Origin of the sequence: Actinoplanes sp. NPDC051411, assembly GCF_040682075.1 — a bacterium.
In the GTDB taxonomy this organism is placed as follows: Bacteria; Actinomycetota; Actinomycetes; order Mycobacteriales; family Micromonosporaceae; genus Actinoplanes.
In genome coordinates this window covers 47682-71070 of sequence record NZ_JBFBAD010000043.1, presented here as the reverse complement: position 1 = coordinate 71070, position 23389 = coordinate 47682, and the positions used below count along the sequence as shown (strand labels likewise).

17 protein-coding genes are annotated in these 23389 nt (G+C 71.0%); 7 read left to right on the top strand and 10 right to left on the bottom strand.

Features of this window, described 5'->3' with window-relative positions:
* Positions 1 to 306 precede the first annotated feature (306 nt).
* The 4 genes from AB0M88_RS24060 (at position 307) to AB0M88_RS24045 (ending at position 8942) form a co-directional block, all read left to right on the top strand.
* Positions 307 to 861 (top strand): helix-turn-helix domain-containing protein, encoded by a 555-nt coding sequence (locus AB0M88_RS24060; RefSeq protein WP_364105771.1) that lies wholly within the window; start codon positions 307 to 309, stop codon positions 859 to 861.
* Between the two features lie 25 nt (positions 862 to 886).
* Positions 887 to 3067, top strand: a complete 2181-nt coding sequence (locus AB0M88_RS24055) for an MMPL family transporter (RefSeq protein WP_364105769.1) — start codon at positions 887 to 889, stop codon at positions 3065 to 3067.
* 230 nt (positions 3068 to 3297) lie between these two features.
* Complete coding sequence (locus tag AB0M88_RS24050; protein WP_364105767.1) at positions 3298 to 8133, top strand: DUF4011 domain-containing protein; 4836 nt, start codon at positions 3298 to 3300, stop codon at positions 8131 to 8133.
* A 65-nt stretch (positions 8134 to 8198) separates the two neighbouring features.
* On the top strand, positions 8199 to 8942 hold the full coding sequence (locus AB0M88_RS24045) for an alpha/beta fold hydrolase (protein ID WP_364105765.1): 744 nt from the start codon (positions 8199 to 8201) through the stop codon (positions 8940 to 8942).
* Between the two features lie 103 nt (positions 8943 to 9045).
* Here the strand turns inward: AB0M88_RS24045 and AB0M88_RS24040 are convergent, their stop codons facing one another.
* The 7 genes from AB0M88_RS24040 to AB0M88_RS24010 form a co-directional block, all read right to left on the bottom strand.
* On the bottom strand, positions 9046 to 10047 hold the full coding sequence (locus tag AB0M88_RS24040; RefSeq protein WP_364105763.1) for a hypothetical protein: 1002 nt from the start codon (positions 10045 to 10047) through the stop codon (positions 9046 to 9048).
* Between the two features lie 82 nt (positions 10048 to 10129).
* Entirely contained in the window at positions 10130 to 11503 is a 1374-nt protein-coding gene (locus AB0M88_RS24035; protein ID WP_364105761.1) for an NAD(P)/FAD-dependent oxidoreductase, read from the bottom strand.
* A gap of 132 nt (positions 11504 to 11635) precedes the next feature.
* On the bottom strand, positions 11636 to 12745 hold the full coding sequence (locus tag AB0M88_RS24030; RefSeq protein ID WP_364105759.1) for a glycosyl hydrolase 53 family protein: 1110 nt from the start codon (positions 12743 to 12745) through the stop codon (positions 11636 to 11638).
* Between the two features lie 408 nt (positions 12746 to 13153).
* Entirely contained in the window at positions 13154 to 14233 is a 1080-nt protein-coding gene (locus AB0M88_RS24025; protein ID WP_364105757.1) for a LacI family DNA-binding transcriptional regulator, read from the bottom strand.
* A 25-nt stretch (positions 14234 to 14258) separates the two neighbouring features.
* Positions 14259 to 15161: a carbohydrate ABC transporter permease gene (locus AB0M88_RS24020; RefSeq protein WP_364105755.1), complete on the bottom strand. Its 903-nt coding sequence runs from the start codon at positions 15159 to 15161 to the stop codon at positions 14259 to 14261.
* A gap of 4 nt (positions 15162 to 15165) precedes the next feature.
* Positions 15166 to 16077: a sugar ABC transporter permease gene (locus tag AB0M88_RS24015; protein WP_364105753.1), complete on the bottom strand. Its 912-nt coding sequence runs from the start codon at positions 16075 to 16077 to the stop codon at positions 15166 to 15168.
* A gap of 34 nt (positions 16078 to 16111) precedes the next feature.
* The gene (locus AB0M88_RS24010; RefSeq protein ID WP_364105751.1) at positions 16112 to 17422 is read right to left on the bottom strand and encodes an extracellular solute-binding protein; all 1311 of its coding nucleotides are present in this window, start codon (positions 17420 to 17422) and stop codon (positions 16112 to 16114) included.
* A gap of 165 nt (positions 17423 to 17587) precedes the next feature.
* Here AB0M88_RS24010 and AB0M88_RS24005 point away from each other — a divergent pair, with 165 nt between their 5' ends.
* Positions 17588 to 19813, top strand: coding sequence for a beta-galactosidase (locus tag AB0M88_RS24005; protein ID WP_364105749.1), 2226 nt, complete (start codon positions 17588 to 17590; stop codon positions 19811 to 19813).
* 9 nt (positions 19814 to 19822) lie between these two features.
* On the opposite strand, the gene AB0M88_RS24000 is transcribed toward AB0M88_RS24005, so the two are convergent.
* Positions 19823 to 20323 (bottom strand): GNAT family N-acetyltransferase, encoded by a 501-nt coding sequence (locus AB0M88_RS24000; protein WP_364105747.1) that lies wholly within the window; start codon positions 20321 to 20323, stop codon positions 19823 to 19825.
* A 120-nt stretch (positions 20324 to 20443) separates the two neighbouring features.
* Between AB0M88_RS24000 and AB0M88_RS23995 the strand changes: the two genes are divergently transcribed.
* Positions 20444 to 20626, top strand: coding sequence for an SAM-dependent methyltransferase (locus tag AB0M88_RS23995; protein WP_364105745.1), 183 nt, complete (start codon positions 20444 to 20446; stop codon positions 20624 to 20626).
* Between the two features lie 23 nt (positions 20627 to 20649).
* Positions 20650 to 20976: an SAM-dependent methyltransferase gene (locus tag AB0M88_RS23990; RefSeq protein ID WP_364105743.1), complete on the top strand. Its 327-nt coding sequence runs from the start codon at positions 20650 to 20652 to the stop codon at positions 20974 to 20976.
* Between the two features lie 5 nt (positions 20977 to 20981).
* Here the strand turns inward: AB0M88_RS23990 and AB0M88_RS23985 are convergent, their stop codons facing one another.
* Both AB0M88_RS23985 and AB0M88_RS23980 read right to left on the bottom strand, forming a co-directional pair.
* A complete protein-coding gene (locus AB0M88_RS23985; protein WP_364105741.1) occupies positions 20982 to 21272 on the bottom strand; it encodes a hypothetical protein in 291 nt (96 codons plus the stop codon).
* 228 nt (positions 21273 to 21500) lie between these two features.
* Entirely contained in the window at positions 21501 to 23123 is a 1623-nt protein-coding gene (locus tag AB0M88_RS23980) for a pectate lyase (protein WP_364105739.1), read from the bottom strand.
* Positions 23124 to 23389: the final 266 nt, after the last annotated feature.

Here is a 23389-nt window from a genome sequence, read left to right as displayed (position 1 = left end):
CCGGCCCCCTATGCCGTTTCTCAACCTGTGTCGCAGCTGAAACTAGGGACTTCCAGGGCCGGGGACATCCGGGTGCGACCCGCATCGGTCCCCCAACGGCCGGTGGCCGGGCCGAGACCGATCACGGCCGCGAATGGGGGCGTACGGGAAGGAATGACCATGCCCGGACCCGGACTTTCCGGGGGTTTCCCCGGAGGGCACCCCGGTTCTTGCCGGTGCTGTCGGGCTGCCGACAGGCCGACCGTGAGGACCACCACGGTCGGTGTACCGGACCAACTTGGTCCGTAACCGACTACCCTGGTCCGCATGCCGCGTCCCAGCCGCCAGCAGATCGACGACGAGATCCTCGAGACCGCCGCGTCGCTCTTCGCCCGGCACGGGTTCAAGCAGACGTCGGTGCAGCGCATCGCCGACGCCGTCGGCTATTCCAAGACCGGCCTCCTGCACCGCTACCCGAGCAAGGAGGCCCTGCAGGAGGCGGTCATCGACCGTTCCGTGGCCGAGTTGCGGGCGATCACCGCGGTGGTCGCCGACCTGCCGCCCGGTCCCGACCGCGACCGCGCCGCCCTCAACGGCGTGGCCCATCTCGCGGTGCGCCGGCCCGGCTCGGTGCGCCTGCTGCTCTCCGGCCTGCTCGGCGAGAAAGACGACGACATGGGCCAGACGCTCAAGGAGGTGGGCGCGGGGGTCTTCGAGGCGTTCGCGGTCGACCCCTCCTCCGACCCGGTCCGGGCCCTACGGGTGATCGGCGCGCTCGGCGCGCTGGCGATCGCCCGCATCGCCCTGCTCGAAAGCGAGTTCGAGGGCGAGACCGAGCTGGTCGCGATCGCCTTCGACGCGCTGGGACACCCCACCCACTAGTCCACTCACTAGCAAGGATCCCCTCATGGCAACGCTCCTGTACCGCCTCGGCATGGGCTCCGCCCGGCATCGAGTCGTGGTCATCGTGGCCTGGCTGGTCGCGCTGGCCGCGGTCGCGGTGGGCGCCGCGACGCTGTCCGGCACGACGGTCAGCACCTTCAAGATCCCGGGCCAGGAGTCGACGATCGCGCTCGACCTGATGACCGGCAAGTTCGGCTCCGCCTCGGCCGGCGGCTCGGGCCAGGTCGTGCTGGAGGCCCCGGCCGGCACGAAGATCACCGACCCGGCCACCGCGGGCAAGGTCGCCCAGGTGGTCGGCGAGCTGGCCAAGCTGCCCGGCGTGGCGAACGTGAGCAACCCGCTCGACCCCAAGGCGCCCGCGGTCTCGCAGGACCAGAGCGCGGCCTACAGCACCGTGACCTACGCGGTGCAGGCCTCCGAGCTGACCGACGCGCAGCGCCAGGCCCTGCTCGACGAGGTCGGCCACGCGCGGTCGGCGACCGGCCTCACCGTCGAGGTACGCGGCGACGTCACGCGCAACCCGGCCGACATCGGGGGCGCCTCCGAGGGCATCGGCGTGATCGTCGCGCTGATCGTGCTCGCGGTGACCTACGGCTCGCTGATCGCGGCCGGCATGAACCTGCTGACCGCCGCGGTCGGCGTGGCCATCGGCGCGCTCGGCATCACCACCCTGAGCGGCTTCGTCCAGCTCCAGTCGACCACCTCGATCCTGGCGGTGATGCTCGGCCTGGCCGTCGGCATCGACTACGCGCTGTTCATCGTCACGAGATTCCGGCAGGAGCTCCGGCGCGGCCTTCCCGTGCGGGAGGCGGCCGCGACGGCGGTCGGCACCGCCGGATCGGCCGTGGTCACCGCCGGCCTGACCGTGGTGATCGCGCTGGCCGGCCTGGTCGTGGCCGGCATCCCGTTCCTCACCGAGATGGGCCTGGCCGCCGCGGCGACGATCATCATCGCGGTGCTGGTGGCGATCACCCTGGTGCCGGCCATGCTCTCGGTCGTCGGACCGCGGGCGCTGCCCCGCCGCAAGCGCGACGTCACGGTCCAGCCGGAAGACACCGGGCGGGGATTCATCGCGGGCTGGTCGCGCACGGTGTCCGGCAAGCGCTGGATCAGCCTGGTCGTGGCGGTCGCCGCGCTCGGGGCGATCGCCATCCCGGTCTTCTCCATGCGGACGTCGCTCGCCCAGCGCGACGCCGACGGCAGCACCCAGGCCCGGGCGGCCCAGATCATCAACGACCGGTTCGGCCCCGGCGTCGCCGGACCGCTGCTGGTGCTGGTCGACGGGCCCGGCGCCACCGCGTACGCCGGCACGGTGCGGCAGCAGATCTCCGGCCTGCCCGACGTGGCCCTGGCGCTCCCGCCCCGGCCCGCGCCGAGCGGTGACGCCGCGCTGCTCACCCTGATCCCGAAGTCGGGCCCGGAGAGCCAGTCCACGGTCGACCTGGTGCACGCGATCCGCGACGACGTCGCCGACGGACCGGGAGCCAAGGTCTACGTCACCGGCCAGACCGCGATCAGCATCGACGTTTCGCAGAAGCTGAGCCAGGCGCTGCCGGTCTATCTGGTGCTCGTGGTCGGGCTCGCGTTCGTGCTGCTCGTGCTGGTGTTCCGGTCGCTGCTCGTACCGGTGTTCGGCGTGCTCGGCTTCCTGCTCACGATCGGGGCCTCGCTCGGCGCGACCACCGCGGTGTTCCAGTGGGGCTGGCTGGCCAAGGCGCTCAACGTCGGCTCGACCGGGCCGCTGATGAGCCTCGCCCCGATCATCATCGTGGGCATCCTGTTCGGCCTGGCCATGGACTACCAGGTGTTCCTGGTGTCGCGGATGCACGAGGCGCACGCCCACGGCGCCTCCCCGCGGGAGGCGATCGTGACCGGCTTCCGGCAGGCGGCCCCGGTCGTCGTGGCCGCCGCGACGATCATGTTCTCGGTGTTCGCGGGCTTCGTCCCGCAGGGCAACGACACGATCAAGCCGATCGCCTTTGCCCTGGCCACAGGCATCCTGTTCGACGCGGTGGTGGTGCGGATGGTCGCGATTCCGGCGGCGCTGTCGCTGATCGGGCGGGCCGCCTGGATGCTGCCCCGCTGGCTGCGGTGGCTGCCGGCCCTCGACGTCGAGGGGGCGGCCCTCGAGCGGGCGGTGGCGTCGGCGTCGGCCGAGCCGGTCGAGGAGCCGGCGCACGCCTGAGCGCGGTGCGGTGTTCGGCCCCACCCCGGCGTCCGGGGTGGGGCCGCTTCGCGTCAGGGGGATGTCCCGGATCGGAAAGCGCCTGCGGGCGGCCTGCTCAGCGGTGCCAATGGAGCCCTCCCGCCCCACGGGTCCCGCCAGCCCCACCGGTAAAGGAATGAGTCCGATTTATCGGAAGTAACCGGGCCAAATGGCAGCGTGACGGGCGTCCGGCTTGCTGGAATCGGGATATGACGCCGGTGGACGATGATGTGCGGGCGGCATTGGACGGCTGGCGGGACGAACTGCTCGATCTCACTGGCGCCAACCGCCTGATCAACCTGAGGCCCGACGCCCCGGGCGCCCTGGAGATCGCCGGCCCGTCACCCAAGAGCCTCGTCGAGGCGCTGCGGCAGGGCGACGACTGCGGGTTCGCCGGCGCCGAGGGCGTACCGGAAGAGCTCGACCCCCGCCCCGCTCTCACCCTGCGCACCCGCGTCCCCGAAGAGATCATGCGGCCGGTCGTGCACCGGCTCGAGGTGCGCGCCCGCGAGGAGTTCCTCGACCGCGGCGTCGCCACCCTGCACCTCGGCATCGGCCTGCTGCACTGGCAGGACGAGACCGGCCCGGCCTACACCAGCCCGATCCTGCTGCTCCCGGTCGAGCTCGACGGCCACCGGCTGCGCATCCGGAGCGAGGATCCGGTGATCAACCCGGCCCTCACGCTGCGCCTGGCCAGGCTCGGCGTCGACCTGCCGGTCGCCGGGCCGCTCGCCGACCTCGACGTGACCGTGCTCTGGGCCAGGCTCGACGTGGCGATCGGCGACTACCGCTGGGTGGCCGACGAGACGATCGTGCTCTCCCGGTTCACGCTGCACCGGGAGGCGGCGTACCAGGACCTGACCGACCAGCAGGAGCGGGTGCTGACCCACCCGGTCGTGCGGGCGCTGGCCACCGGCGACCGGGACAAGCTCTACGCCTTCACGCCGATCCCGCCCGAGAAGATCGACGAGCGGCGGCCGCCCGAGGAGGCGCCGCTGCTGCTCGACGCCGACGCCGAACAGCGGGCATGCGTGGCGGCCGCGGTCGAGGGCCGCAGCTTCGTGATCGACGGCCCGCCGGGCACCGGCAAGACCCAGACGATCGCCAACATGGTCGGCTGCCTGCTGCACGCCGGCAAGCGGGTGCTGGTCGTCTCGGAACGGGCGGCCGCGCTCGACACGGTGCGGGACCGGCTGGACGCGGCCGGGCTGGGCGACTATCTGCTCGCGCTGCACAGCCACACCACCGGGCGGGCCGAGGTCGCCTCGGCGCTCGCGGCCGCGCTCGACACCGAACCGCCGCCGCTGGCCGGGGTCGACCCGGTGGACCGGCGGGCGGTCCGGGAGCGGCGGGAGCGGCTTCAGGCGTACGCGGACGCGATGAACCGGGTCCGCCGGCCGATGGGCCGCAGCCTGCACCAGGTGCTCGGGACCTGCGCCGGCCTGACCGAGGTTCCGGCCGCCCCGGTTCCGGCCGACCCGCCGCCCGACCTGTCGCCGGTGAGCTTCGACCGGGTGCGCCAGGCCGTCGCCGACTACGCGTCGACCTGGCGCGACGCGTACCTCTGGCGGGACGTGATCGACCGCGAGCCGCTCGGCCTTCGCCTGCGCCGCGCCCAGCTCGCGTTGGAGGGCCTGGCCGAGGTCGCGGAGCAGAACGCGCCGCTGGCCGAGGCGTTCGACCTGCACGAACCGGCCGACGCGGGCACGCTCGCGGCGCTGGTCGGGCACGCCGCCCGGCGGCCTCCGCACGTGCACGAGGACTGGCTGACCATGCGCAACCTGCAGCCGGTGCAGCGGGCGATCGACGAGCTGACCCGGCACCTGGCCGCGCTCGAATACGAGGGGGTGGCCTGGTCGGAGCTGCCCTCGGCGGCCGACCTGGGCACCGTGCCCGACCTCTACCTCGACCCGCCGGCGCTCGACCTGCGGCCGCTGACCGCGACCCAGGCCGAGGACCTGGCCCGCAAGTTCACCGACGACGCCGACGTGCTCGAACAGCACCAGGAGAACCTGGCCCGGGTCACCGCGCGGCTCGGGCTGCCCAACGTGGTCAGCTTCCCGGACACCGCCCGGGTGGTGGCGCTCGCCGACCTGATCGGCCGGCCGCACAAACCCGAGGCGAGTTGGTTCGAGCCGGGCGGGCTCGCTCGCGCCCGGGAAGGCGCGGCCCTTCTGCGTACGCGCATAGCCGCCGTCGAGGCGGCCGAGACCGAGGCCCGGCGGCACTTCCGTGAGGAGGCCCTGGCCGAGCCGGTCGAGGAACTGGCCGAGCGGTTCGCGACCCGGCACCGCGGTGCTCGCAAGCTGTTCGGCTCCTACCGGCGCGACAAGAAAGCGGCGGCCGAGGTGGCCCTGCCGACCGTCAAACCGGCCGACGCCGTGGCCCGGCTGGACACCGCGGCGGCGTGGAAGCAGGAGTCGGACGCCCTGGAAGAGGCTTCGCTCGCCTACGCTCCGGTCCTCGGCCGGTATTTCCGTGGCCGCGAGACCGACTTCGCGGCCCTCGACGAGGCACTGCGGACGGCGGCCGAGGCGATCGAGACGACGCCGGCCGAGGCGCTGCCCGCGGTGGCCGTGCATCTGTCGGCGGCCCGGCCCAACAACGCGCTGCTGCGGATCGTCAGCGAGGCCCGGACCGCGTTCAGCACGTGGATCGCCAAGCTGTATCCGCCGCCGGCCAACGCGGCCCGGCCCGAGCTGGCCGAGGGCAGCGTCCAGGCCGCGATCGTGTGGCTGCGGGCCCACGTCGGGCCGCTCACCAAGGCGGCCGAGCTGATCCGGGCGTACAGCGCGCCGACCGGGCGCCGGCTCACGCTGGGCGAGGCGATGGACCTGTCCCGCCAGCGGGAGGCCGCCGCCGAGGCCGAGGCGGCGATCTGGCGCAACGCGGCCAGCCACGCCGCCCTCCTCGGCACCGGCTACCGGGGCACCAAGACCAACGTCAAGGCGCTGGCCGACATCGCGGAGTGGACGGCCGAGGCCCGCCGGCTGCGCAGCGGCAACGACGAGCCGCTGACCGACAAGCAGGCCCACGCCCTGTCCGAGTGCTGGCCGTCGACCACGCTGGCCGACGCGGTCGCCGACTGGCAGGAGGCGCGCGGGCAGCTGCTGGACGCGTTCGCGCCGCCGAGGCGGGGCGAGCTGAGCATCCTGCTCGACGACTACGACCGGGCACACGAGCTGCTCAGCGCTCTACTGACCGACGAGGAGGGCCAGCACCAGTGGTTCGCCCACGCCGACGCCGGGCAGATCTTCACCGATCACGGTCTCGACGCGGCGGTCGACTTCTGCGCCGCCGAGGGGATCGCGCCCGGGGCGATGTGGCCGGTGCTGGAACGGGCGCTCTATCGCGGCTGGGCCGACGCGGTGCTGCGCGACGACCCCGACCTGAGCCCGGTCGGCGCGGAGGACCGCAACCACCTGGTCGAGGAATACCACCTGCTCGACCAGGAACTGACCGCGGGCGCGCCGGCCGACATCGTCGCCGCGGTCGAGAACCGCCGGGGCGGGCCGACCGAGGTGGTCCGCCGGGAGGGCAACAAGCACTTCGGCCACCTGCCCGTACGCGACCTGCTCGCCCTCACCCGCACCACGGTCCTCGGCCTCAAGCCCTGCTTCCTGATGTCTCCGTACGCCGTGAGCGCCCTGCTCCCGCCGGACATCGGCTTCGACGTCGTGATCGTCGACGAGGGCTCGCGCCTGACCCCGGCCGACGCGCTGCCCGCGATCTTCCGCGGCGCCGCCCTGATCGTGGCCGGCGACGAGCGCCAGCTCCCGCCGACCTCGTTCTACGAGCGGCCGGAGGACACCCCGACCGACGCCACCCCACTGCTCGAGCCGGCCCGCCGGGCGTTCGCCACGCTGCCGCTGAACACCCACTACCGCAGCCGGCACGAGGGGCTGATGGCGTTCGCCGACCACGCGTACTACCAGGGCGCGCTGACCATCTTCCCGCGGGCCGACCTGTCCACCGGGGACATGGGCGTCGCGTTCTTCCCGGTCGACGGCGTCTACCGGCGGGAGACCGCCCGCGACAACCCGATCGAGGCGGCCGCGGTCGCCCAGCGCGTGCTCCACCACCTCGCGCACCGGCCCGGCCAGACGCTCGGCGTGGTCACGCTGGCCACCGCGCAGGCCGAGGCGATCCGCGACGCCCTGGAGTGGGCGATCGAGGAGCGCCCGCAGTATGCCGGCCTGTTCGAGGGCGACCGCACCACCGGCTTCTTCGTCAAGAGCGTCGAGGCCGCCCAGGGCGACGAGCGCGACGTCATCATCTTCTCGGTCGGGTACGGCTACGACGAGCACGACAAGATCAGTACGAACCTGGGCGCGCTCACCCGTCCCAAGGGCTGGCGCCGGCTCAACGTCGCGATCAGCCGCGCCCGCCGGCTGGTCGAGGTGGTCTCTTCGCTGCGGTCCGAGGACGTTCCCGACCTGGGCAACGAGACCGTACGCCACCTGAAGGCCTACCTGGACTACGCCGAGCACGGGGCGGCGGCGCTGCTCGGCTCCGGTTCCGACGAGGCGTCGACCGCGCTCGAACAGTCGGTGATGGACGCGATCCGGTCGTGGGGTTTCGGCGTGCGGGCCCGGGTCGGCACGGCCGGTCACACCATCGACCTGGCGGTGCGGCATCCGGGCCGGCCGGGCGAGGTGTACGTGCTCGGCGTCGAGTGCGACGGCCCGGCCTATCGCGCGGTGCCGGCGGTGCGCGACCGCGACCGGGTGCGCGAGCAAGTGCTGCGCGACCGGGGCTGGACGCTCTACCGGGTGTGGTCGACGGCCTGGTACCGCAACCGCCACCACGAGGAGAGCCGGCTGCTCGGGGCGATCGAGCGGGCGATCGAGGGCCCGGCTCACACGCCGCGGCACGCCGCTTCGGTGGCCGAGCTGCCGCACCGGCCGGAGCCCTACCGCCGGGTCGGGCAGGAGTTGACCGGCACACCGATGCGGGGCCCGCTGCTCGGGCCCGCGCCGGGCCCGGTGCTCGGGCCGGTCTACGGCCCTTCGCCGGCCCCGGCATCACCGCCGGATCAGGCTTGATCGACTGATTTGTCGGTTGTCCACACCGGATGTGAACCTTGCTCGGATAGCCTATCGTCACTGAGATGATCTACTCGATCACTCATGGCGACGATCCTCCGGTGGTGCTGGTGGCCGGGCTCGGCTTCACCCGGGAGAGCTGGCATCCGGTGATCGAACTGCTCCGGTCGGGCAGCACCACGTTCGCCTACGACCGCCCGGGCATCGGCGAGACTCCCGGCCGCGCCGATCCGGCGCGGCCGGTGTCGTACGGCGTGCTGGCCGAGGAACTGGCCGAGCTGCTCCAAGAGTCGGGTGTGGACAAACCGATGGTGCTGGCCGGCCACTCGATGGGCGCCAACGTGGTGCGCGTCTTCGCCGACCGGCACCCGGCCTGGGTGGCGGGCCTGGTGTTCATCGACGGCTCGCTGCCCCGCCTGGCCCTGCCGGCCGGCGACGAGCCCCCGCTCTACGACGGTGACGAACCGGGCGCCAGCCCCGTCGACACCCTGGCCGGCGAGGTCGAGGTGCGCAAGTCCACGCCGCCACCGGTGCCCGCGGTCGTGCTCGGCCGCACGCCCGGCTGGTGGTCGTCGAGCCCGATCCCGCACCCGGCACTCGACGAACTCTGGCAGATGAACCAGCACGAGCTGGCCGACGAGCACCACGCCCCACTGATCCTCGCCACCGACGCGGGCCACCATCTGCCCCGCGAGGCGCCGGCGCTCGTCGCGTACGCGATCGATCTCGTCGTGCGCGCCGTGCGCACCGGCATCGACCCGGCACCCACCGAAGAGGAAATGGCCGCCGTCGGCGGCCGTTTCGGCTGAGGTCCCCGCGGTCGGCGGCCGTTTCGGCTGAGGTCCCCGCGGTCGGCGGCCGTTTCGGCTGAGGTCCCCGCGGTCGGCGGCCGTTTCGGCTGAGATCCCGCTCTCAGCGGTCGAGGACAGGGGTCTCGCGCGCCACCGTCGCGGTCAGCGCGGTCGGGCTCGGATGCGGATAGAGGGCCCAGCGGCGGGCGGTGCGGGCCCGGGCGAGAAACGCCGGCACCCGCCGCCGGGTGACCGACTGGCAGGTGAGCGCGCCGGCCTCGTCCTCGAGGAATCCCTGATAGATCTCGGCCGGGAACGGGGTGTAGTTCTTCGTCTCGGTGGCAGCCGGTGGCTCCAGGAAGACGGTGATCTCCGCGCCGGGGGCGAGCTCGGCCCGCACCGCGGTGAGGTCGCCGTCGGCCGGAACCAGCAACCAGCGGTAGGCCAGCGGGCCGGTCTTCTCCAGCAGGGCCAGGTCTTCGCGGAGCCCGGTGGCGGTGCGGGCCACCCGCGCCCAGAAGTCCTCGTCGGCCGCCGGCGCCTCGCCGGTCACCGCGGGCAGCAGGTCGCGCACCGGCATCGACGACGGCCGCGGCTCATCATGCCGCAAGTGGATGCCGGCCTCGGTGACCCGCAGAAGCACCTGTTCGCGGATCTGCCACACGCCGATCAGAAGACAGGCGATGCCCACCAGGCGCACACCGTTCTGTACGGCGTCGACGGTCAGATCCGCCGCCGCGTCCCCGGAATGCTCCGCCGTCAAGCGGATCATGAAGGCCAGCGCGATGGCCAGGTTCCACGCCACGACGGTCCAGTGCACGGTGACCGGGGTGCGCGTGTCACCGATCGTCTCGAGCATCCGCTGAGTCTCGCGCCGCCACGCCCCGAAGCCGAAGATGTAAGCGATCAGCACGACGAAGAACAACAGGTCGAACGCGTCGCCGTGGAGCACCAGGCCGGCCACCCACGGCGACAGCCCATCCACCCCACCGTTGAGCACATGGTCGCGCAGAGCCAGATCGCGAACGAACAGCACGATGCCGAACAGCGCCGCGGCCGCGACCGCGGCCATGACGGCGGCTGTTTGGAGTTCCCAGGAGCGAGGCGGGCGAACGGCAGTCATCGGTTTCCTAAGGTCATCGATATTGACCCGCGGATGTTACGAGTCGCCCGGGCATGCCCGCTCGGCGGGTCAGCAGGCCGCGTTACGCGTCGGTGTGGGTCGCCTCCGAGGCCTCGATCTGCTCGCGGGCGCGCTCGAAGGGATCGCCGTAGGCCTTGATGGCCTGGCGGGCGAACGCCTGCTGAACCGTGGAGACCCGCTCGCTGCGGCCGCGGCCGAGGAAGCTGACGAACCAGTGCAGCACCGCGGTCAGGCGGTTCTTGAAGCCGACCAGATAGAACAGGTGGACGGCGACCCAGATCAGCCAGGCAACGAAGCCGGAGAGCCGCAGCTTGCCGATGCTCGCGATCGCCACGAAGCGCGACACGGTGGCCAGGCTGCCCTTGTCGAAGTACTTGAACGGCTTGCCCGCGGGCTTGCCGGCCAGGCGGTGCTTGATCAGGCCGGCGGCGTAGCGGCCGCCCTGGATGGCCACCTGGGCGACGCCCGGCAACTGCTGGCCGTGCTCGTCGTTCAGGTTGATCAGGTCGCCGACGACGAAGATCTCCGGGTGCCCGGGGACGGTCAGGTCGTTCTCGACGTGGATGCGGCCCGACCGGTCGGTGGGTGCGCCGGTGGCCTCGGCGATCTGGCGGGCCAGCGGGGGAGCGGCCACGCCGGCCGCCCAGATCTTGGTCATCGCCGGGATGCGCTCGTGGCCGCGCTCGGTCTCGACCTCGATGCCGGTCGCGTCGACGCCGACGACCTTGGTGTTGAGCTCGACCTCGACGCCGAGCAGGTGCAGCTGGCGCAGCGCCCGGGTCGACAGGTGGTCGCCGAACGTGTTGAGCACCGCCCCGACCGCGTCGACCAGGATGATGCGGGCCCGGCGGGGGTCGATGTGCTTGTATTGCCCGGGCAGGTTGCGGTGGGCCAGCTCGGCGATCTGGCCGGCCATCTCGGTGCCGGTCGGGCCGGCGCCGACCACGACGAACGTCAGCCAGCGGTCGATGTCGGCCGGGTCGCTCTGCAGATCGGCGATCTCGAACGCGCCGAAGATGCGGGCGCGCAGCTCGAGCGCGTCGTCGATGCTCTTCATGCCGGGGGCGAACTCGGCGTAGCCGTCATTGCCGAAATAGGACTGCGAGGCGCCGGCCGCGACGATCAGCGTGTCGTATTCGACCGTGTAGTCGACGCCGGGACCGGACACCGACACGACCTTGTTCTCGACGTCGACGTGCTCGGCCCAGCCGAGCCTGACGTCGACGTTTTCCTGGCGCTTGAGCACCTCGCGGATCGGGGGCGCGATCTCGCCCTCGGAGAGGATGCCGGTGGCGACCTGGTAAAGCAGGGGCTGGAAGAGGTGGTATGCCGTGCCGTTGATCAGAGTGATGTCGACCGGTGCGTTGCGCAGAGCCTTGATCGCGAAGAGGCCGCCGAACCCGGCGCCGATCACCACAACCCGATGCCGCTGCATGTCTGCTCCCGTTGCGAAACGTCGTTGTTACCGATTGGAACAGCGTCCTGATCAGCGTGATTATGCCGTGTACAGGCGCTGACGGCCCGGGACGCTAGTCACATCCCGGGCCGTCAGCTGTTTCGGGCCGATCTACGGCGTCCAGACAATGCTCGGGTTGACGTGGCCGGTCCAGTCGAAGACCGCCATGTTGTCCCAGCCGTCGCCGGTGCCGTTCATATTGGCCGGATCCCAGCCGTTGCCCTTGATCGCATACCAGGTCGGTTCCCAGTAGAAGATGCCGACCGCCCCGGCATTACGGGCGGTGTTCTGGATCCACGAAAACTCGGTCGCCTGCCCACTCCAGCTCGCGGCATTGCCATCGCATGGCGTCGCCCCGCTGTACGAGTTGCCCTCGCTGTCGGCATTGGCGGTCGTGAACGGATATGCCGTCTCGGCGATCACGACCGGTTTGCCGTAACGCGACCTCACGTCGGTGATGACGTTGGAGAGGTTGGCCAGGCTGCCGTGCCAGAAGCAGTAGTAGGACAGCGCCGTGATGTCCCAGGTCACACCCTGCGCCCGGATGCCGTCGTAGAACCAGCGGGCATTCGCGTCGCTGTCCGCGTCGGCCGTGTGGATCATCACCTGGGTGCCGCTGTTGCAGGCCTTGGCCGCGGCATAACCCTGCTTGAGCAGCGACGCGAGCGGCGCGAAGTTGTTGCTGGTCACCTGACCCTTCGGCCACAGCATGCCGACGTTGATCTCGTTGCCGATCTGCACGCTGTCGGGCGTGGTGCCCTGCGCCTTGAGACTCGAGCACACGTCGTAGGTGTAGTTGTAGACGTCGGACTGCAACTGGGTGAGCGAGTGCGACGCCCAGGCGGCGGGCGGATATTGCTTGCCCGGGTCGGCCCAGGTGTCGGAGTAGTGGAAGTCGATCAGCAGCTTGAGGCCCTTCGACTTGATGGTCCGGGCCGCCTGCAGCACCTTGGCCTTGTTGTTGTAGCCGCTGGCCGGCGAGTTCCAGACCCGCAGGCGGGCATAGTTGAGGCCCTTCGACTTGAGGATGTCGAGCGGGTCGGCGGCGGTGCCGGCGGCGTTGTAGTACTTCGCGCCCAGGTCGAGGCTCCGCTGCAGCGAGGAGACGTCGGCGCCGAGCATGGTGAGGGTGTTCGCGGCGTGGGCCGGAGCGGCCGCGAGCGCGAGCGGGATCGCGCTGAGGACGGCGGCGGCGAGGGCCGCGCGCAGGGACGGTTTCATGGCGCTCCTTCTGGTCGACAAAAGGTGCAGACCGGCGCCGGTGGAGACGCCGGGTTAGTGCCTTTCGGCCGTCTGGGAGAGCAGGCGGTTTCGGGTGGCGCGGTTTCGGGTGGCGCTGTTTCGGGTTGGTCGAGTCCGGCATGTCACGCGAGGCCGGCTGGCCCGGCCCTTGCCCGGCCCTGCCCAGCTCGCCCGGCCCCTGCCTGACTGGCCCGGCCCCTGCCTGACTGGCCCGGCCCCTGCCTGACTGGCCCGGCCCCTGCCTGACTGGCCCGGCCCCTGCCTGACTGGCCCGGCCCCTGCCCGGCTGGCCCGGCTGGCCCGGCTGGCCCGGCTGGCCCGGCCCTTGCCCGGCTGGCCCGGCCCTTGCCCGGCTGGCCCGGGCTGGCGGGCCGTAGAGCCGGTGGGTCAGGACGGTTCGGGTCGGATCCAGCGGAAGTCGGGCCGGGCCGCGCCGGCCGCCGCCGAGTCGGCCGGTGAGGACTCGCGCAGGACGAGCGTCGTCGGCACCGTGATCGACAGCGGGGTGCGGCCGGCCACCACGTCGGTGAGCAGCCGGACCATCTCCTCGGCGATCCGGTCGAGCGGGTGGTGCACGGTCGACAGCGGCGGATCGAGCGTCTCGGCGAGACCGGTGTCGTCGAACCCGACCACCCGCACGTCGTCGGGCACCCGGCGGCCGGCCTCGCGCAGCACCGGCAGCGTCGCCGCCGCCATCGAGTCGGAGGCGACGAACACCGCGTCGAGGTCGGGTGCCCGTTCCAGGAGGACCCGCATGGCCGCCGCCCCGCTCTCGCGGCTCCAGTCCCCGTGCACGATCCGGGCCGGCTCGATGTCGAGGCCGTGCGCGATCAACGCGTCGGTGTAACCCTGCAGCCGGTCAACCCCACCCGACGTGTCCTGCGGCCCGGTGATCATCGCGATCTTGCGGCAGCCGGCGGCCAGCAGGTGCTCGACCGCCGACCGGCCGCCCGAGCGGTCGTCGGCCGCCACCGAGCTGATCACCTGCTCGTAGCCGAGGACCCGCCCGCAGGCCACGATCGGCACCCCGGCCCGCACGAGCTGGCCGAGCAGCGGGTCGCCGGAGTGCGGCGACACCAGCAGGACCCCGTCGACGTGGCCGCCGGACAGGTAGTTGAAGGTGCGGCTGCGCTCCTCGGGGGTGGCCGCGATCATCAGGATCAGCGTCTGCTCGCGGTCGGACAGCGCCTGGGCGACCCCGCGCAGCAGCACCGAGAAGTTGGGGTCGGAGAAGAGCAGGTGCTGCGGTTCGGTGAGCAGGAAGGCGATCGAGCCGGCCTTGCCGGTGGCCAGCGACCGCGCGTGCGGGTTGGCCGTGTAGCCGGTGCGGGCGATCGCGTCGCGCACCGACTGGAGGGCCTCGGGGCTGACCCACTCCCGGCCGTTGATCACGCGGGAGACGGTTGCGTAGGAGACTCCGGCCTCGCGGGCGACATCGCGAATGGTGGGCCGCTTGCGGGTCGGCACAACGGGGATCATATCCGCCACCACCTCACGCTTTGACCGCGCCGGCGCCCAGGTCGACCCGCCAGTAGCGCTGGAGACCGAGGAAGAGCGCGACGAGCGGAATGATCGACAGCAGCGCGCCGGTGACCACCGAGGTGTACATCGCGGGCTGGGACGCGCCCTGGTTGAGCAGGCCGCTCAGCCCGACGGTGACCGGATAGAGGTGATCGTCGCCGAGCATGATGTAGGGCAGCATGAAGTTGTTCCAGATCGCCACGAACTGGAACAGGAAGACCGTCACCAGCCCGCCCTTCATCATCGGCAGGGCGACCCGGCCGAAGGTGCGCCAGTCGCCGGCGCCGTCGATCCGGGCGGCTTCCAAAACCTCGGTGGGCACGGCGGCGGCCGCGAAGATGCGGCACAGATAGATCCCGTACGGGGAGATGATGTTGGGCAGAAGCACCGACCAGTAGGTGTTGGTCATCCCGACCTTGGCCAGCAGCAGATATTGCGGGACCGCCAGCAGCACCCCGGGCACCAGCACACCGGCCAGGACCAGGTTGAAGATCGCCGACTTGCCGGCAAACGTGTATTTGGCGAGCGCGAAGCCGGCCATCGCCGAGACCAGCATCGAGGCGGCTCCGCCGACTCCGGCGTAGAGCGCCGAGTTGAGCATCCACCGCCAGTAGAGCCCGCCGCGGTAGTCGCTGAGCGTGCGCACGTTGTCGAACAGGTGCGTGCTCGGCGACAGCGTGAGCGTGCTGAACAGCTCGCCGGCGCTCTTGGTCGACGCGATCAGTACCCACAACACGGGGAACAGGCAGTAGGCGGCGCCGAGCAGCAGGAGCACGGTGGCGGTCGGGCTCCGGCGCAGGTTTCCCCGGCTTTTGACCGCCCGCGCCGGCTTCGCGGCGGCCGGCGTGACCGGCAGGGTGGTGGTCAGGGCCATCGTGTCAGTCCTCCTGGCTGAAGGCGCGCGAGCCGACGATCTTGAGGAATCCGAACGACACCATGAAGCTCGCCAGCGCGATCACGACCGAGGTGGCGGCGGCCGAATAGATGTCGTTGCGGGTGAAGGCGTCGCGGAAGACCTTCATCAGCGGCGTCCAGGTGGTCGAGATCGTGTTGCTCAGCGGCCGCAGCGTCATCGGCTCGGCGAACACCTGCAGGGTCGCGATCAGCGAGAAGACGAACGTCATCACCAGCGAGGGCGCGATGATCGGGATCTTGATGCGGAGCGCGATCTGGGTGTCCGACGCGCCGTCGAGCCGGGCCGCCTCGAACAGGTCGGTCGGGATGGTCCGCAGCGCGGTGTAGAGCACGATCATGTTGAAACCGGTGCCGCCCCAGACCGCGATGTTGGCCACCGCCCAGAGCACCCAGGAATTGTCGAGGAAGTTGGGCGGGTGGAGACCGGCGCCCTGCATGGCGTCGACGATCGGGCTCACCCGGGGCAGGTAGAGGAAGCCCCAGAGCAGCGAGGCGACCACGGCCGGCACGGCGTACGGCAGGAAGATCGCGGTGCGCGCGAACGTGCCGACCCGGGTGCGCCCGGCGTCCAGCAGGAGGGCCATCAGCAGGGCCAGGCCGAGCATGATCGGAACGACGATCGCGCCGTACGCCCCGATCCGCTCGACGCTGGGCAGGAAGTCGGGGTCGGTCATCGACCGGGCGTAGTTGCTCAGCCCGGCCCACACCTCGGTCCGCGAACCGGCGCCCAGCCCCAGGCCTTTGACGTGCACCCGGCGCAGGCTCAGGTAGATCGTGTAGACGATCGGCGCGGCCAGGAAGGCGGCGAACAGGACCAGTGCCGGCGCGAGGAACGAATAAGGCGCTCCCCGCGTACGGGAAAAGCTTGCTCGCATGCGACCGTGACCTCCCCTCTGGTTTGTCCCGGCGTCAGCCGGCGAGTTTGAAGCCGGTGTTCTTCATGTCGGCGACGGTGGCCTGCTGCATGGTCGCGAGCGCGGCGGTGAACTGGGACGCCTGCTTCGACTCGGCCGCCTTGCCGAAGTTGTCGTTGTAGGAGCTGAAGGTGACGTTGACGTCGGGCCCGTAGGTGAACGGGTTGGTGGCCTGCCCGGCCTGCTGGGCGACCGCGTAGTAGTCGGGCTGGTTGCTGAAGAACGCCGGCGGCGAGGTCAGCGCGGTGCTGGTCGCGTCGTTGGCGGCCGGGTAGACGTTGGAGTCGCCGGCTAGGGCCTTGAGCGCGGCCGGGTCGGTGTTGAGCCAGGCGATGAACTGGGCCGCCTCGTCCTTGTGCTTGCTCTGCGTGGTGACGCTGGTCGCCGAGCCGCCCCAGTTGCCGTTGGCCGCCTTGGCGGTGTCCCACTGCGGCAGCGTCGCGGCCTTCCACTTGCCCTTGGTCTTGGCCGCGCTGCCCTCGAGGACGCCTGGGCCCCAGACCGCGCCGAGCCAGCCGACCTGGGTGCCGTCGTTGAGGGCGGCGTTCCACTCCGGGGTGTACATCGGCTTGTTGTCGATCACGCCCTGCTGCACCAGGTTGCCCCAGTAGGAGGCGACCTTCTGGGTGTTGGCGTCGTTGATGTCGACCGTCCAGGAGTCGCCCTGCACGCCCCACCAGCTGGCGCCGGCCTGCTGGGCGAGGCCCGTGAACCAGCCCGGGTCGTTGGCCGAGAAGGTGCCGAGGTACTGCTTCGTGTCGGCCTGATGGATCTTCTTGGCGTCGGCGGCGTAGTCGTCCCAGGTCTTGGGCGCCGACAGGCCGAGCTTGGCGAAGACGTCGGTGCGGTAGAAGAACATCATCGGGCCGGTGTCCTGCGGGACGCCGTAGACCGCGTCGGAGCCTAGGGTGACCGAGTTCCACGCGCTGGCCGGGAACTTGTCCTTGAGCGAGCCGGCCTGCTTGGCGATGTCGGCGATCGCGTTGGCCGAGACCAGGGTCGGGATCTTCTGATATTCGGCCTGCATGACGTCGGGGGCGCCGCTGCCGGCCTTGACCGCGGTGAGCAGCTTGGTGACCGCCGGGTCGCCGCCGTCCTGCTTGTTGACCGTGACGTGGATGTCGGGGTGGGTGGAGTTCCAGCCCGCGACGACCTTGTCCATGTTGGGGGCCCAGCTCCAGTAGGTGAGCTCGACCTTGCCGCCCGTCTTGGCCGCGCCCGTCTTGTCGTCGTCCTTGTTGCCGCACGCGCTTGCCAAGATCAAAATCGCGGCCAGGACTCCGGCCAGCGTCATCTTCCTGTTCATCGGTCCTCCGGAGACGTGCGTCACTGAACCGTGCCTGTGACCGGTTACAGTGCTGCTCGGTTTCCTCGTTGTCAAGGGCTTGCGTCAGCGCTGTTATCAGGCTGTATGGTCCTGTGACCGGTTACAGGTCCGGCAACGTTACCGCCATCGTCGGAGGAGTCGCTCGTGCTGCTCGTGCGTCACCAACCCTGGGCCACGCCGCTTCGCCGGCCGCGGATGAGCAACGACGAAGACGCGCGTCCCGGCGTCGCGCTGACCAGCCGGGCCCTGCTGCGCGACGGGGTGCCGGTCATCCCGGTCTCCGGCGAGCTGCACTACAGCCGGGTTCCGCGCTCGCGCTGGCGGTCGCGGCTGCGCCAGATGCGGGCCGGCGGGGTGACCGTTGTGGCGTCATATGTGTTCTGGCTCCACCACGTTCCGCTTCGCGGCCGCCCGCGCTTCGACGGCAACCTCGACGTGGCCGCCTTCGTCGATCTGTGCGCCTCCGAGGGAATGGACCTGATCCTCCGGATCGGTCCGTGGTGCCACGGCGAAACCCGCAACGGCGGCTTCCCCGATTGGGTTCAGCACGCTGCCGTACGCCATCGGACCGACGACCCGGCCTATCTCGCTCTGGTGCGCGATTGGTTCGGCCAGCTCGGGCGCCAACTGGACGGGCGGTCGTCCTACCTCGGCATTCAGCTCGAGAACGAGCTGTACGACCAGCCCCAGCACCTGGTCACGTTGAAATCGATGGCCCGTGACGCCGGCATGGCCGCGCCGCTCTGGACCGCGACGGCCTGGGGGAGCGCGTCGCTGCCCGCCTCCACGGTGATGCCGCTCTACGGCGGCTACGGCGACGGGTTCTGGGTCGACGCCGACGCGCCGTGGGACCCGACGTTTCGCGCGCACTACCTCTTCTCGCACGTCTGGGACGACCCGGGGATCGGGGCCGACCTGCGGCGGGACCGGCCGCCGGCCGCCCCGTCCCCGCTTTCTCCCGACTTCCCCCCGGCCACCGCCGAACTGGGCGGCGGCATGGCGACGGCCTACCATCGGCGGCCCCTTCCGACGGCGCTCGACGTGGCCGCGGTCGCGCATTGCAAGATCGGCAACGGATCGGCCTGGCAGGGCTACTACATGTATGCCGGTGGCACCAACCCACCCGGCACCCACGAATCGCACGAGACCGGCTACCCGAACGATCTGCAGCGCCTCGGCTACGACTTCCACGCGCCGATCGGGGAGGCGGGAGTGCTCGGCCCGGGCCACTCCCTGTTGCGGCAGCAGCACGCGTTCCTGGCCGCCTTCGGGGCGTCGCTGACCGAGATGCCGTCCAGCCTGCCGTCGTTTCCGCCGGCCGGCGTCGAAGACTCGTCGACCCTTCGCTGGGCCCTGCGCTCGGACGGGGTCAGCGGCTTCCTCTTCATCGCCTGGCACCAGCCGCACGTGCCGCTCGACACCTGTCGTGATGCCCAGTTCCGGGTCACGCTCGACGACGATTCCCTGGTCCTGCCGTCGCAACCGGTCGACATCCCGGCCGGAACCCTGGCGCGCTGGCCGCTCCGGCTCACGCTCGCGGGCGTACGCCTGGACTGGGTGACCGCCTCCGCCCTGACCGTCCTCCCCGGCCCCACCCTCGTCGTGACCGCCTCCCCGGGCGTCCCGGTGGAATACGCGGTCGACGGGGTGGCCCATGCGGTGACGCCGTCCCGGGAGCCTCGGCGGGTCGGTGACCTCGATCTCCTGGTGCTCCCGGCGGAGGACGCCGCGCTGGTGTGGGTCTGCTCGGACGGGCCGGGCGGCCGACGCCTGCTGCTGAGCGCGTCGGAGCTGAGCTGGGGCCCCTCGGGCCGGATCGCGGCCGCCGGCCCGGATGCCCTGGTCTACGACCCGGCGTCGCGCGCCTTCACCCCGCTCGCACTGGCCGCGATGGAAAACGGCGGAAGGTTGCCGGAGCCGGAGCGGGCAACGGTAGCGGTCGAGCGGGAGGCCGGGCGCGCGGTGCCGGTCTCCTACGGCAAGTTCGACGGGCGGGAGTCGGCGCCGGCTCAGGACGTGTTCGACGACCTCGCGGCGGTCTACCGGGTCGACCTTCCCCCGTGGGCGGCCGATCCGGCGCTCGACGCGCTGCTGTTCATCGGGTGGGCCGGCGACGTCGGACAGCTGCGGGTGGACGGGCGCACGGTCACCGACCGATTCTGGGACGGCTCCGAGTGGGTCGTGAACCTGCGTGACGCCGGCTATCGGCCCGGCGCCCGCGTCAGGCTGCATCTGCTGCCGCTGGCCGCCGGGTCGCCGGTGTGGTTGCCGGCCGAGGCGCGGGAGCGGCTGCTCGCCTCGGACGGGCAGTTGCTGGCTCTCGACCACGTCCGGGTGGCCGGGCAGCTGAGACTGGAGGAGACCTCGTAAATCCGGCCCCTAGGTCAACGACTTCGCATAGCGCCGGCAGGGGACCCGGACGCTTCCGGTGGCGGTGGCCGCCTCGTAGTCGAAGCCGCCGGTGTCGTGCCAGCCCTGGCGCTCGTAGAACCGCCGGGCCCGGGCGTTGCCCGGCACCACGGCCAGCCAGGCCTCGGCGAAGCCGGCCGCCGCGATCTGGCGCTCGGCCTCGGCCAGCAGGGCGGCGGCCACACCGGAACCGCGGTGACCGGCGGCGACGTAGACCTGTTCGGCCTCGTCGCCGGTGACCATGACGAAGCCGGCCACCTCACCCCGGACGACGGCCACGGTCGTGTCGGCCGCGCGCGCCGCGGACGCCAGCCGGGCGGCCGCGCGCACCCCGAACGACTGCGGCGTGCGATGGGCGACCAGCGCCTCGGGCACGTGGCCGAGGTGGCCGTCGAGCCAGCCGCGGTGCCAGATGTGCGCGATGGCCTCGGCGTCGGCCGTCGTCGCGATCCGCAGTTCGACCTCGGTCATGGCGGCCGGCCACCGTCCGTAAGAAAGCGTCCACAATGGAATATCGGAATCGGAAATATCAGAAACGGGAATGTCAGGATCGTCACGGTTAGCATACGCCCGCCGACGCGAGGCCCACTGATGAGCGAAAGCGAACTCGCGACCGACATCCCGCACTCCGCCCGGGTCTGGAACTACCGGCTGGGCGGCAAGGACAACTTCGAGGTCGACCGTCCGGTCGGCGATCAGTTCGCCGACTTCTATCCGACCTGTCGGACCCGGCCGCGATCCTCGAGGCGGCGGGCCGCACCACGCTCGACCTGACCGAGCCGGCCGGCCCGATCCTCATGAACATCCTCGGGCACGTGGCCGACCTCGACCGGGCCGTCGAGATCGTCCGGCATCTGATGGGCGCGCTGCCCTCCGGCAGCTGTCCGGTCACCGCCGACGGCACCAACGTGCTCGACGGGCCGGCGTTCGAGGAGGCCATCGGCGTGTGGAACGCGAACGCGCCGCTCTCCTACCACTTGCGCAGGCCGGAGGAAGTGGCCCGCTTCCTCGAGGGGCTGGAGATCGTCGAGCCGGGTCTGGTGCCGTGCAACAGCTGGCGCCCGGCGCCGGGGGCGGCGGGCGACGAGCTGCACGAGTTCGGCGCGGTCGGCCGGAAACCCTGACGCGGTCAAGGCCGAGAATTCTCCTGGTCGACCAGTTCTTTCGTTTCCGGACCGGCCGGTGTCGCCCGGTCCGGCTGCTCGGCCGGTGACTGGCTGGTGTTGTCGTTCTTCACCGCGTAGGTGAGGCCCCCGGTGCCGCCGAAGGCGACCAGGAAGGCGATCAGCGCGGTGATCCACTGGCCCATGGTGATGGTTTCGAATCCGCTGTCCTGACCCTGGAAGGCCGTCGACAGTGAGGTCAGGAATGCGATCAGTCCGCTGATGATCCCGGCGGCCCACGCCTTCTTCCTCATCATGATGTCTCCCCGTTCTGGAGGTCATCCGGGAGTGGCGCCGGCGATGGCCGGTGCCGGCCGTTCGCAAACCGGCCGGCGTGCCGCACGTCGGTCATGGTCACTCCCGTATCCGATCGGGCCGGCATTCGCGGCCCACGAGGGGAGAGCGCCCGCACCGCGGCCCAGATACCCCGGGTCAGAAATGTGGGGAGGGGAGGGTACCGGCGCCGGCGCCGGTACCCTGCGCGCCTAGGAGCTGATCTTGCCGGTGCCGGCGCCCGCGGTGACGATGGACTTCACCGAGCTCGGGGTGTCGACCGTGTAGGAGTAGGGGATCGAGCCGACGCTGCCGCTGGTCAGGATCGTGCCCGAGTTGACCGAGTAGTTGTTGCGCGCCACCAGGTTGCCCGGGTCGGAGTCGCCCTCGCTGAGGTGCGTCGGGTCGGTGATGTTCTCGAAGTAGTTGCCCTCGACCAGCACGCCCGCGTTCTCCGTCGTCGCGATGCTGTAGCTGTAATCGAACGACGTCGTGTTGGTGTAGTAGTTGTTGAAGACGTGCACCGGGTTGCCGAAACGAACCCGCGGGCCGCGCTCGGCGCAATTGATGAACGCGTTGTGGTGATAGGTGATCCGCAGGTGGCCGGTGTCCTCCGACGCGTTGCTGTCGCTGTGCCCGACCAGCGAGCACTTGATGTGGTCGTGGAGCCGGTTCCAGGAGACGGTGATGTAGTCGGCGGCGTGGGTCAGGTCGACCAGGCCGTCGTAGTAGTCGGTGCCGTGCGAGGTGTCGCTCGACAGGTCGTTGTGGTCGATCCAGATGCGGGTGCCGCCGTCGACGTGGATCGCGTCGCCGTTGCCGTTGCCGGCCAGCACCTTCGAGATGTTCAGGTTGCGGATGATGACGTTGCTGACGTCCTTGACGTTGATGCCGCAGCCGGTGAGGCCGGAGCTCGCGCCGACGCCGATGATCGTCTTGTTGGCGGCCACGCGTACGTCGTCGGAGCAGCTGAACAGGCCGCTGACCCGGATCGTCTCGGTGGTCGCCGACTTCGCCTGGGCGACCAGGTCGGCGTACGAGGTGACCGTGACCGAGCCGCCGCCGGCCCCGCCGGTCGTGCCGCCGCCCTGGGTGGCCCAGCCGACGAGGCCGGTGCTGCTGCCTCCGCCGCCGGTCGGCGGCGGGCTGGTGGGCTGGGTGGTCGGAGGTGTGGTCGGAGGTGTGGTCGTGCCTCCGCCGCCTGTACTGGAATCGACCACGACGTCGTCGAAGCGGGCCGCCGCGCTCTCGGTGAGCAGGCCGATCCGGCCGGCCGAGATCGACGAGTCGGTGGCCGAGCCGACGCTGGTGCCGTCGATCGTGCCGCTGATCGTGTGGCCCGCGACGGTGAGCTTGAGCGTGTACCAGGTGCTGGTGGAGAGCGACCGGCTGAGCGAGCCGAGCACCGTGATCGTGCTGCCGCTCATCGCCTCCAGCTGCACCTTGCCGCCGCCGACCAGCGACAGCCGGTACATCTTGGTCGCGCTGTCGACGCGGGCGGTCAGTGCGGCGACGGCGGTGCTCGATCCGAACGAGGTCGCCTTGACCCGGGCCTGCACCGAGTAGTCCGTCCAGCCGGCGTCGCCGGCGAACTCCCGGGCCCGCGCGCTGCCCGCGTCGGACTGCTGGAACACCTGTGAGCCGTCGGACACGACCGACCAGGTGCCGCCCGACTTCGACCAGCCGGTGGAGCCGGATTCGAAGTTGGACGAGAAGACCGTGGCGGCCGACGCGTCGGTGACGGTCAGCGCGAAGGTCGCGGCGACCGCCGCGGCCAGTCCCCCGGCGGCCGCCAGCCGGTGGAGCCGGCGGCGGGGGACGGATCTCGGTGCCATGCGCTTTCTCCTTGTCGCATTGGGACGACCGCTTTTCCGGGCACGGCAGATCGGCGGCATTGCAACAATTGGCCGTCGATTTGCAAGAGGGAGCGTGCTCTATTAGCACCCGTCGCTTCAGCGGTTTCCGGGACGGATTTGCTTGCTGAAATCTCTCACCGTAGATATATGAGAGTCAATGACAATTGTTTGCAGGTTTGTTGCAGCCGAGTAATTTGTCCGAGTTGCCGACGGCGGTCGATCGGCGCCGGCATTGCGCCGGCACC

Bases quoted from the DNA above. Each gene is read 5' to 3' on its own strand.
- AB0M88_RS24040 (WP_364105763.1), bottom strand. From the start codon at position 10,047: ATGACTGCCGTTCGCCCGCCTCGCTCCTGGGAACTCCAAACAGCCGCC.
- AB0M88_RS24050 (WP_364105767.1), top strand. From the start codon at position 3,298: ATGACGCCGGTGGACGATGATGTGCGGGCGGCATTGGACGGCTGGCGG.
- AB0M88_RS24015 (WP_364105753.1), bottom strand. From the start codon at position 16,077: ATGCGAGCAAGCTTTTCCCGTACGCGGGGAGCGCCTTATTCGTTCCTC.
- AB0M88_RS24010 (WP_364105751.1), bottom strand. From the start codon at position 17,422: ATGAACAGGAAGATGACGCTGGCCGGAGTCCTGGCCGCGATTTTGATC.
- AB0M88_RS24045 (WP_364105765.1), top strand. From the start codon at position 8,199: ATGATCTACTCGATCACTCATGGCGACGATCCTCCGGTGGTGCTGGTG.
- AB0M88_RS24030 (WP_364105759.1), bottom strand. From the start codon at position 12,745: ATGAAACCGTCCCTGCGCGCGGCCCTCGCCGCCGCCGTCCTCAGCGCG.
- AB0M88_RS23990 (WP_364105743.1), top strand. From the start codon at position 20,650: ATGAACATCCTCGGGCACGTGGCCGACCTCGACCGGGCCGTCGAGATC.
- AB0M88_RS23985 (WP_364105741.1), bottom strand. From the start codon at position 21,272: ATGATGAGGAAGAAGGCGTGGGCCGCCGGGATCATCAGCGGACTGATC.
- AB0M88_RS24020 (WP_364105755.1), bottom strand. From the start codon at position 15,161: ATGGCCCTGACCACCACCCTGCCGGTCACGCCGGCCGCCGCGAAGCCG.
- AB0M88_RS24060 (WP_364105771.1), top strand. From the start codon at position 307: ATGCCGCGTCCCAGCCGCCAGCAGATCGACGACGAGATCCTCGAGACC.
- AB0M88_RS24035 (WP_364105761.1), bottom strand. From the start codon at position 11,503: ATGCAGCGGCATCGGGTTGTGGTGATCGGCGCCGGGTTCGGCGGCCTC.
- AB0M88_RS24055 (WP_364105769.1), top strand. From the start codon at position 887: ATGGCAACGCTCCTGTACCGCCTCGGCATGGGCTCCGCCCGGCATCGA.
- AB0M88_RS23995 (WP_364105745.1), top strand. From the start codon at position 20,444: ATGAGCGAAAGCGAACTCGCGACCGACATCCCGCACTCCGCCCGGGTC.
- AB0M88_RS24000 (WP_364105747.1), bottom strand. From the start codon at position 20,323: ATGACCGAGGTCGAACTGCGGATCGCGACGACGGCCGACGCCGAGGCC.
- AB0M88_RS23980 (WP_364105739.1), bottom strand. From the start codon at position 23,123: ATGGCACCGAGATCCGTCCCCCGCCGCCGGCTCCACCGGCTGGCGGCC.